This is a genomic window from Shinella sp. M31 (assembly GCF_049199205.1).
Taxonomy (GTDB): domain Bacteria; phylum Pseudomonadota; class Alphaproteobacteria; order Rhizobiales; family Rhizobiaceae; genus Shinella.
The window spans coordinates 1-10,069 of the sequence record NZ_JBLZPH010000034.1 but is presented as its reverse complement, the minus strand read 5'-3'; the positions used below and the strand labels follow the sequence as shown (position 1 = coordinate 10,069).

Genomic DNA, 10,069 nt, shown 5'->3' with positions numbered 1-10,069 from the left:
CGCGCCGCGCTGCGAAATCAGCAGGCTGAGGCCTGAGAAATCGAGCACGCCGGGCTTCTTGCCGATGATCTGGCTGACATCGCGCAGATGGCGTGCGTAGCGACCTTCGACACCGCAAATCAGGGCATCCGCATCGCCGCGCTTGACGGCGAGTGCGCCGATGACGGTCTGGTTGGTGCGCACGATGGTGCGGGCGGCTTCCGGGTTGACGCCCTTGCGGCCGACGAGGCGCAGGTACTCCTCGACATAGTCGCGGTAGCGCGGATCATCTTCCGGGTTGACCACTTCGAAATCGACATTCGGACGCACGCGCAGGCCGTAGCGCTTGAGGCGCGTTTCGATGATCTGCGGGCGACCGATGAGGATCGGCAGCGCGGTGTTTTCCTCCAGCAGGATCTGGGCAGCGCGCAGCACGCGCTCGTCTTCGCCTTCGGCAAAGATCACGCGCTTCTTCTCGGCCTTCTTCGCAGCAGCAAAGATCGGCTTCATGATGAAGCCGGAGCGCCAGACGAAGCGGTTGAGCTGGTCGAGATAGGCATCGAAATCGGTGATCGGGCGCAGCGCCACGCCAGTCTCTGCCGCCGCGCGGGCAACGGCCGGCGCGATGCGCAGGATGAGGCGCTGGTCGAAGGGCGAGGGGATCAGGTAGTTCGGGCCGAAGCTCGGCGTATCGCCGGAATAGGCGCGGGCGGCGACGTCGGAGACTTCCTCACGGGCAAGCGCCGCGATGGCGCGCACGGCGGCCATCTTCATCTCTTCGTTGATCGTGCGTGCGCCGCAATCGAGCGCGCCGCGGAAGATATAGGGGAAGCAGAGGACGTTGTTGACCTGGTTCGGGAAATCCGAGCGGCCGGTGCAGATCATGGCGTCCGGGCGTACGGCGCGCGCCTCTTCGGGCATGATTTCGGGCGTCGGATTGGCGAGCGCCATGATCAGCGGATTTTCAGCCATGCGGGTCAGCAGTTCCGGCTTCAGCACGCCGGCGGCGGAGAGGCCGAGGAAGACGTCGGCGCCGTCGATGCTTTCGGACAGCGCGCGCTTGTCGGTCTCCTGCGCATAGACGGCCTTCCACTGGTCCATCAGGACCTCGCGGCCCTTGTAGACGAGGCCTTCCAGATCGTGCACCCAGATGTTCTCGACTTTGGCGCCGAGCGAGACGAGCTGGTTGAGGCAGGCAAGCGCCGCAGCACCGGCGCCGGAGGCGACGATCTTCGCCTCGGAAAGTGCCTTTCCGGCCAGTTCCAAGCCGTTCAGGACGGCGGCCGCGACGATGATGGCCGTGCCGTGCTGGTCGTCGTGGAAGACGGGGATGTCCATCTTCTCGCGCAGCTGACGCTCGACCTCGAAACATTCCGGCGCCTTGATGTCCTCTAGGTTGATGCCGCCGAAGGTCGGCTCCAGCGCCGAGACCACATTGACCATCTCATCAACGGTCGGGGCATCGATCTCGATGTCGAAGACGTCGATCCCGGCGAATTTCTTGAAGAGGACGGCCTTGCCTTCCATGACCGGCTTGGAGGCGAGCGGGCCGATATTGCCGAGGCCGAGAACAGCGGTGCCATTCGAGACGACGGCGACGAGATTGGCGCGTGCGGTGTAGTCGGCAGCCGTCTCGGGGTTGTCGCGGATGGCGAGGCAGGGGGCGGCGACGCCGGGCGAATAGGCAAGCGCCAGGTCGCGCTGATTGCCGAGCGGCTTGGTTGCGGTGATCTCGAGCTTGCCGGGGCGGGGGTGACGGTGGAAGAACAGGGCCTGCTGGTCGATGTCGCCACTGACTGGGCCGTTCTGCGTCCTCGGTTTGTCACCCGTGCTCATGATGTTTCCTGCCATATGCTGTTTTGGTTGCGGCTCCACATGCCACGAACGCGTCGCGACGTGAAGTTTCCGTAACCTTCCATAAAGCCGCATTCGCCGGCCTGTGCAATGCCTATTTGCGGACGGAAAAGGCATAGGTGTGTCATCAATTTGAAACAGGAGTCTGGTTTTCAACGGAACGAAAGCCGCCGGTCCCGAACGGAACGCGGTGGCCGGCCACCCGGAGACGAAACACATGACCCCGACGCCTGCCGACCCCAATGTCCGCCATTTCCGCACACTCTTCATCTCGGATGTGCATCTGGGATCGAAAGCGGCCAAGGCGGACTTCCTGATCGACTTCCTGCGTCACCACGAGGCCGAGACGATCGTGCTCGTCGGCGACATCGTCGACGGCTGGCGGCTGAAGCGCAACTGGTACTGGCCGCAGTCCTTCAACGACGTCACGCAGAAAATCCTGCGCAAGGCGCGCAAGGGCACGCGCATTATCTACATCCCCGGCAATCACGATGAATTCCTGCGTGATTTCCCCGGCACGCATTTCGGCGGCGTCGAAGTGGCCGAGCGCATGATCCACGAGGCGGCCGACGGCAAGCGTTATCTGGTGCTGCATGGCGACGAGTTCGACGTCGTGGTGCGCCATGCCCGCGTCGTCGCCTATCTCGGCGATTGGGCCTATGACGCGGCGATTGCCATCAACGTCGTTTTCGCCGCCATCCGCCGCCGCCTCGGGCTGCCTTACTGGTCCTTCTCGTCCTGGGCCAAGCAGCAGGTGAAGTCGGCCGTGAATTTCATCGGCGAATTCCAGAAGGTGGTCGTCGAGGAAGCGCGCCGCAACGATGCCGATGGCGTCATCTGCGGCCATATCCACCATGCCGTCATCACCGAGATCGACGGCATCCGTTACATCAACAGCGGCGACTGGGTGGAAAGCTGCACGGCGATTGCCGAGCATCACGACGGCGAGATGGAGCTGATCACCTGGCAGACATTGACGGCGGTGCCCGAACCCGTTTCGATCGCCAGCCGCAGTCTCGGTGTGATCGCAACGGCAGGAGCAGAGGCCGCCTGACATTTTGCGACAGAGGTGCGACCGCCACGAAATCACCCGGCAGAAATAGCGGATTGGCGTACGTACATCGGCGTGCTAGATCGTTTCGACGTTTCGTTGAATCGCGGAAACGATCCCGCTTCTTGTTTCTATGCAATTCCGGACGCAAAACCGCTTCGCACTTTTGCTGGAATTGCTCTGGAGCGGGCGTTCCAAGACAGGTTCCCCGCCATGACCGCCCCTTCCGGGTTCACCGTCACATCAGGCGCGCCGCCGTTCTTCGTCGCGCGCATCGCCCTCGTTTTCAGCGCGCCGATGATGGTGAACGGCATTGCCCTGCCGTTCTTCCCCGTCTGGCTCGAAACCTTGTCGATGAGCGATTTCCAGATCGGCATCATTCTGGCCGTACCGATGTTCGTGCGCGTCTTCACCGCACCGGTGGCCGGCGTCATTGCCGACCGAATCGGCGAGCGTTCGATCATGCTGGCCTGGTCGGCCGTGATGTCGCTCATGACGGCGATCGCGCTCTTTGCGACGGGATCGTTCTGGCCGGTGCTGCTGCTCTACACGCTGCAGGGCGCGGTCTATTCGCCCTATGTGCCGATCACCGAGGCGATCATGCTGTCGGGCGTGCGGCGTTGGAATTTCGATTACGGCCGGATGCGCCTGTGGGGCTCGCTCGCCTTCATCCTCGCGACGATGATCGGCGGCTGGCTCGCCGGCCTTTATGGCGGCTCGATGGTGCTGCCGGCGATGGCGGTGGGCTTCGTTCTGACGGTACTCGGCGCAGTGATCGCGCCGCGGGTCGGCAAGCCGCGCCGGCCGTCGCCGATCTCGGCGATCGCCACCATGCCGACGAAAAGCACGCTGCGGCAAGCGGATGTGCAATTCATGCTGATTGGCGCCGCGCTGGTGAATTCCAGCCATGCCATGCTCTTTGCCTTCTCGGCGATCTACTGGCAGAAAATGGGCTTCAGCGGCGTGGATGTCGGAATCCTCTGGAGCGCCGGTGTGATGGCGGAGATCCTGTTCTTCCTGTTCGCCGTCCAGCTCCGCCGCCGCTTCAATCTTTGGTCGATGATGATCGTCGGCAGCTGCGTTGCCGTCCTGCGCTGGATCCTCTTCCCGATGGATATGTCCTTCGCCGGCTATTTCGTGCTGCAGTGCCTGCACGCCTTCACCTATGCCATCATCCATATGAGCGTGCAGAGCCGCCTCGTGGAGCGGGTGGCGGAAGAGCAGGAAGCCTCCGCGCAGGGGCTCTACTACTTCTACACCGGCATCTTCACGGCAATCGCCACCTTCCTGTCAGGCTATGCTTTCAACTGGTATGGCGTGCACGGCTTCTATTTGATGTCCTGCATCGCCGCGGCGGGTCTCGCCTGCGTCGTGGCAGGCAGGGTCTTCGCCGCGCGTCTTCAGCCCCAGAGCGTCGCTTCCGGCGGGTAGACCGACGATCCCTCGTAATGCAGGCCGGGCACCCGGTCGCGGGCCAAGAGCAGGGGGCCGTCGAGATCGACGAAATCAGCGCCCTGCGCCAGAAGCACCGCAGGCGCCATGCCGAGCGAGGTGCCGACCATACAGCCGACCATGATCTTCAGCCCGTGTTCGCGGGCGGCTTCACGCAGCGCCAGCGCCTCCGTCAAACCGCCCGCCTTGTCGAGCTTGATGTTGATCGCGTCGTAGCGGTCGACGAGCTTTGCCACGTCCTCCGTGCGGTGCACGCTCTCATCCGCGCAGACCGGGATCGGCCGTACATGGCCTGAAAGCGCCGAATCGTTTGCAGCCGGCAGCGGCTGTTCGACGAGCGCGATGCGGTTTTCTGCGCAAATGGCGAAGTGAAAAGCGAGATTTTCGGGCGTCCAGCCTTCGTTGGCGTCGAGGATGATCGCGCTGTCGGGCGCGCCGGCACGCACGGCCCTGATGCGGGCGGCATCGTCGGCCGTGCCAACTTTTACCTTGAGCAGGGCGCGGCCGGCATGTTCGGCGGCCTGGCGCTGCATGGCCTCGGGCGCGCCGAGCGAAAGCGTATAGGCGGTGACGAGTTTCTGCGGGGCTGCGGCGTTGATGACCTGCCAGGTCGGCACGCCCGAAAGTTTCGCTTCGAGGTCCCAGAGCGCGCAATCGATGGCGTTGCGGGCCGCGCCGGCCGGCATGATGCGGGCAAGATCCTCGCGGCCGATGCTGTCCTCGATGGCGCCGCGCATCTCTTCGATTGCGGAAAGCACGCCGGGCACCGATTCGCCGTATCGGGCATAGGGCACGCATTCGCCCCGGCCGACCTGGCCGGAGGATTCGATTTCGCAGACGACCACCTCGGCGGTCGTCTTGGCCCCGCGGGAAATCGTGAAGGCCCCGGCAATCGGGAAGGTTTCGGCGGTTGCGCGCAATCTGCGGTGCATGGGGCGGGATCCTGGCTGGCCCGAAAAATTCGAGGCGGAAACGGGCTTTTGCCGGTTCATTCGGTGACAGATGGCCGGCGAGCCGATAAGACAGGCGCATGTTGTGCCGCAAGCACGGAAAGATGCAAGAGACTTGACCACAGCCGCCAGCCCCTCAGCCGATATCGAGAGCGAAAGCCTGCCGGACAATGGCGGGGAGGTTTGGCGCCTGTCCGGCCATTGGGTGAACACGACCGCCGTTGCCGGCGCCAAGCGCCTTGCCGAGATGGCCGGGGGCAAGGGCGGTGCGCTGGAGGTCGATCTCAGTAACGTCTCCGAAATGGATACGGCCGGTGCCTGGCTGCTGCGCCGCGCCATCACCGAGCGGCAATCCGGCGGCGCCGAGGTGCATCTCAGAGACGGCGAGGGCGAGCGTTATGCCGACCTCGTTTCCGCCCTGCCTGAAAAGCTTGCCGAGCCGCGCACGGAAAAGGCAAAGCGGGTCACGCTGTTCGAGCGCGTCTTCTCACCGGTCGGCCGCGTCATGGTGGATGCATGGGAGGATATGGTCGCCGCCATGTTCATTCTCGGCTCGGCGGTGCGCGGCGCGCAGCTGAAGCTCGGTCGCCGCAGCGGGCTTTCACCGGCCGCGATCGTACACCAGATCGACCATATGGGCGTGCGCGCCGTGCCGATCATCCTGCTGATGTCTTTCCTCATTGGCGCGATCATTGCCCAGCAGGGCGCCTTCCAGCTGCGCTATTTCGGGGCGGAAGTCTTCGTCGTCGATCTCGTCGGCATCCTGCAGCTGCGCGAAATCGGCGTTCTCCTGACCGCGATCATGATCGCCGGCCGCTCCGGAAGTGCCATCACCGCCGAGATCGGCTCGATGAAGATGCGCGAGGAAATCGATGCGCTGAAGGTCATGGGCCTCAGCCCCGTCGGCGTGCTCGTCTTCCCGCGGCTCGTGGCGCTGACCGTCGCACTGCCGCTGCTCACCATCATTGCGAACTTCGCTGCACTTTTCGGCGCCGCCTGCGTCGCCTGGGCCTATTCCGGCATCACCTTCGACACGTTCCTGTCGCGCCTGCGTGAAGCCATCGATCTCTCGACCGTGGTTTCCGGCATGATCAAGGCGCCCTTCATGGCGCTGATCATCGGTATCGTGGCCTCGGTGGAGGGCCTGAAGGTCGGCGGCAGTGCCGAATCGCTCGGACGCCATGTCACGGCGGCCGTGGTGAAGTCGATCTTCGTCGTCATCCTCGTCGACGGTCTCTTCGCCATGTTCTATGCAGCCATCGATTTCTAGGGGCACAGATGGATCAGGCTGCTGAAAAACAGGATAATGTCGTGCTCTCGGTCAAGGATCTGACCGTGGGCTTCGGCAGCAATATCGTGCTCGACCGGCTGAACCTCGATATCTATCGCGGCGAAATTCTCGGTTTCGTCGGCGCCTCCGGCACCGGAAAGTCGGTGCTGATGCGCACCGTGCTGCGCCTCCTGCCGCGCCGCTCCGGCAATATCCGCATCTTCGGCACGGATTTCGACAAGGCGACGCAAGCCCAGCGTCTGGCGCTCGACATGAAGCTCGGCGTGCTTTTCCAGCACGGCGCCCTGTTCTCCTCACTGACGGTGAAGGAGAACATCCAGGTGCCGATGCGTGAATATCTCGACCTGCCGCAGGCGATGATGGACGAGCTAGCCAAGCTGAAGATCGAACTAGTCGGTCTCGCCCCGGAAGCCGCCGACAAATATCCGTCCGAACTCTCCGGCGGCATGATCAAGCGCGCGGCGCTGGCGCGCGCGCTCGCGCTCGATCCGGCGCTGGTCTTCCTTGACGAGCCGACCTCCGGTCTCGACCCGATCGGTGCGGCCGAATTCGATGAGCTGATCGCCAAACTGCGCGACACCCTGGGATTGACCGTGTATATGGTGACTCACGACCTCGACAGCCTGTTTTCGGTTTGCGACCGCATCGCCGTGCTCGGGCAGAAGAAGGTCATGGTCGAAGGCACGATCGAGGACATGCTGGCCTTTGACGATGCGTGGGTGCAGTCCTATTTCAAGGGCAAACGTGCGCGCTCCATCGTTCGGAAGGCGTGAACAAGTGTCCGGGAGCCGCGATGGTCCCGGAATAGGAACTGCGAGCGGGATAGCCTGAAGCATGGAAACGAAAGCCAACTACGCCATCGTCGGTTTCTTCACCGTGCTCGTGATGGCCGCCGCCTTCGGCTTCGTCTACTGGATGTCGCAATATGGCCGCAGCGGCGACATGGCGCAGCTCGCCATCCGCATTCCGGGCTCCGCCAACGGTCTGAGCATCGGTTCGCCGGTGCGCTTCAACGGTATTCCGGTCGGCTCCGTGCGCAGCCTTGCCATCGATGCGGACGACCCTCGCTTTTCCGTCGCCATGACCGAGGTGGCGACGAGCGCGCCGGTCAAGCAGTCGACCACCGCCGTGCTTGAAGTGCAGGGCCTGACGGGAGCCGCCTATATCGAGCTTTCCGGCGGCATGGCTGCCGATCCGAACATTCTCCAGAAGGCGTTCGACACCGAGACGGCCGCCGTGCTGCAGGCCGAGCAGTCGAGCGTGACCAATATCCTGTCGACTGCCGACAAGATCCTGAAGCGCGCCGATGCCGCCATCACAGACATTCAGGGCTTTGTCGCCGATGCGCGCGGACCGCTGACCAAGACGATCAACAATGCCGAGCAGTTCTCCGATTCGCTTGCCCGCAACGGCAAGAATATCGACGAGTTCCTGAAGAGCGTCGGCGGCCTGTCGGAAACGTTCCGCAATCTTTCCGGCCGGCTCGATTCGACGCTCGCGTCGGTCGATTCCCTCATCAAGGCCGTCGATCCCAAGAAGGTCGAGGATTTCGTCGGCAATGTCGACAAGATCAGCAAGGATATCGCGGCTGCCTCCGGTGACGTGAAGACGACCGTCGAGGGCTTCCGCAAGACGGCCGAGACCTTCGATACGTTCGGCAAGAATGCCAATGCGGCGCTCGACAAGGTCGATACGCTGATTGCCGCCGTCGACACGCAGAAGGTCTCGGGCGCGATCGACAATATCTCGGTGGCAAGCGCCGATGCCCGCAAGGCGATCGCCTCGGTGACGGGCGTTGCCAATCGCATCGGCGAGCGTCAGGGGGATATCGACCAGATCATCACCGACGTGAAGCAGATGACCAACAAGCTGAACGCCGCCTCGACGCGCGTCGATGGCGTGCTCGCCAAGCTCGACGGTTTCCTGGGTGAGGGGGATTCCGAATCGCTCTTCGCGGAGGCCAAGGCCACGCTGCAATCGATCAAGCAGGCGGCCGATACGCTGAACGGCCGCATCGGGCCGATCGCCGACGGCCTCCAGCGCTTTTCCGGCTCTGGTCTGCGCGATGTGGAAACGCTGGTGCAGGATACGCGCCGCACCATCCAGAACCTCGACAGCGCGATCTCGGGCTTCGAGCGCGATCCGCAGCGCCTGCTGTTCGGCGGCGAGACGGTGAAGCAGTACGACGGCCGCACGCGACGCTAAAGCAATTCCAGCAAAAGTGCGCAGCGGTTTGCGTCCGGAATTGCGCAGAAATAAAAGCGACGGGTATCTCCGCGATTCGAAGAAAACGGAGATGATCCAATCGGCAGGTGTGGCTGTATTTCCACAATGGCGGCCGGGATGTTTCGGACGTGAATTTGTCCGGCATCGCAGCCGTGACTTGTTGGTGTGCCGCTGCTAGACATTGAGTCTGTGGCTTTGAGGACGAGATGACAGTATCGGGTATCGAGTTGTTGCGGAACGGAACGGCGGCGCGCGCTGCCCTGATCGCCGTTCTGGCGGCAACGCTTGTCGCCTGCGGCGGCAAGGCGGCCAAGAACGATACGTTCAGCCTGTCGGCGATGAGCGCCGTCGAAAGCCCGTCCGCCAAGAACCGCCAGCTTCTCGTGCCGCAGCCGTCGGCCCTGAAGGCGCTCGACAGCGAGCAGATCGTCATCCGCCCGACGCCTTCCGAAATCCAGTATCTCGCCAAGGCGCAGTGGAGCGACAGCCTGAGCAAGCTGGTGCAGGCCAAGCTGGTGCAGGCCTTCGAAAACACCGGCCGCCTCGGCGGCGTCGGCATGCCGGGGCAGGGCCTCGCGATCGATTACCAGCTCGTTACCGACATCAGGTCCTTCGAGGTGCAGGCGGCGGGTGCGGATACGGCCGTGGTGGAAATCTCGGCCAAGTTGCTCAATGATCGCAACGGCACGGTGCGCTCGCAAAAAGTCTTTCGTGCGACGGTGCCGGTCAGCGGCACGGGCAATCCGGCTTTCGTGAAGGCGCTCGATGCGGCCTTTGCCCGCGTGACCGCGGATATCGTCGGCTGGACACTCTCCACGATCTGATTTTTCGGGTGTAAAAGCCCCTCATCCGCCTACCGGCTCCTTCTCCCCGCAGGCGGGGAGAAGGAGAGGATGCCCGATCTTTTCCTGAAAGTCGATGCTGCGGCAGGGAGGAAGCGTAGCCTCCTTGTCCTTCTCCCCGCATGCGGGGAGAAGGTGGCCGGCAGGCCGGATGAGGGGCAGCTTATAAATTACCGCCTTCCGTAATCAGGCGTCGGCGACGCCCTGGATGGCCGAGACCTTCCACTCGCCGCCGTTGCGGCGCAGGAACGTCCAGATCTCGACGGCTTCCGTGAGAGTGTCCGGGTCGCCGGAAACGAGGCGGCCGGTCGCGCGGTCGCGCATCACGTCGATGCTTTCGTAGCGCATCGCGACGGTCGCATATTCATCCGACCCTTCGCGCCAGGCTTCGGCCACGTCGCCCTGCACGAGGTGGATATCCCTG

The 10,069-nt window shown here is 63.5% G+C and carries 9 protein-coding genes; 6 read left to right on the top strand and 3 right to left on the bottom strand.

Annotation, left to right across the window (positions count from 1 at the left end):
- Positions 1-1,815, bottom strand: a 1,815-nt coding sequence (locus ACOZKU_RS05440; RefSeq protein ID WP_421577995.1) for a phosphate acyltransferase, incomplete at its 3' end; no start/stop codon positions are given.
- A gap of 235 nt (positions 1,816-2,050) precedes the next feature.
- Here ACOZKU_RS05440 and ACOZKU_RS05435 point away from each other — a divergent pair.
- Both ACOZKU_RS05435 and ACOZKU_RS05430 read left to right on the top strand, forming a co-directional pair.
- Complete coding sequence (locus tag ACOZKU_RS05435) at positions 2,051-2,887, top strand: UDP-2,3-diacylglucosamine diphosphatase (protein ID WP_421577994.1); 837 nt, start codon at positions 2,051-2,053, stop codon at positions 2,885-2,887.
- A gap of 210 nt (positions 2,888-3,097) precedes the next feature.
- Complete coding sequence (locus ACOZKU_RS05430) at positions 3,098-4,315, top strand: MFS transporter (RefSeq protein WP_421577993.1); 1,218 nt, start codon at positions 3,098-3,100, stop codon at positions 4,313-4,315.
- On the opposite strand, the gene dgcA is transcribed toward ACOZKU_RS05430, so the two are convergent.
- The gene (dgcA, locus tag ACOZKU_RS05425; RefSeq protein ID WP_421577992.1) at positions 4,285-5,268 is read right to left on the bottom strand and encodes an N-acetyl-D-Glu racemase DgcA; all 984 of its coding nucleotides are present in this window, start codon (positions 5,266-5,268) and stop codon (positions 4,285-4,287) included. The two genes, ACOZKU_RS05430 and dgcA, sit on opposite strands and share 31 nt — an antisense overlap.
- Positions 5,269-5,338: 70 nt before the next feature.
- Between dgcA and ACOZKU_RS05420 the strand changes: the two genes are divergently transcribed.
- From ACOZKU_RS05420 to ACOZKU_RS05405, 4 genes are all read left to right on the top strand, one after another.
- Entirely contained in the window at positions 5,339-6,556 is a 1,218-nt protein-coding gene (locus ACOZKU_RS05420; RefSeq protein ID WP_421577991.1) for an MlaE family lipid ABC transporter permease subunit, read from the top strand.
- An 8-nt stretch (positions 6,557-6,564) separates the two neighbouring features.
- A complete protein-coding gene (locus ACOZKU_RS05415; RefSeq protein WP_314094485.1) occupies positions 6,565-7,350 on the top strand; it encodes an ABC transporter ATP-binding protein in 786 nt (261 codons plus the stop codon).
- 61 nt (positions 7,351-7,411) lie between these two features.
- A complete protein-coding gene (locus ACOZKU_RS05410) occupies positions 7,412-8,782 on the top strand; it encodes an MlaD family protein (protein ID WP_314094487.1) in 1,371 nt (456 codons plus the stop codon).
- 227 nt (positions 8,783-9,009) lie between these two features.
- Positions 9,010-9,627: an ABC-type transport auxiliary lipoprotein family protein gene (locus ACOZKU_RS05405; protein WP_421577990.1), complete on the top strand. Its 618-nt coding sequence runs from the start codon at positions 9,010-9,012 to the stop codon at positions 9,625-9,627.
- A 204-nt stretch (positions 9,628-9,831) separates the two neighbouring features.
- Here the strand turns inward: ACOZKU_RS05405 and ACOZKU_RS05400 are convergent.
- Positions 9,832-10,069, bottom strand: a 238-nt coding sequence (locus ACOZKU_RS05400; RefSeq protein WP_421577989.1) for a TIM44-like domain-containing protein, incomplete at its 5' end; no start/stop codon positions are given.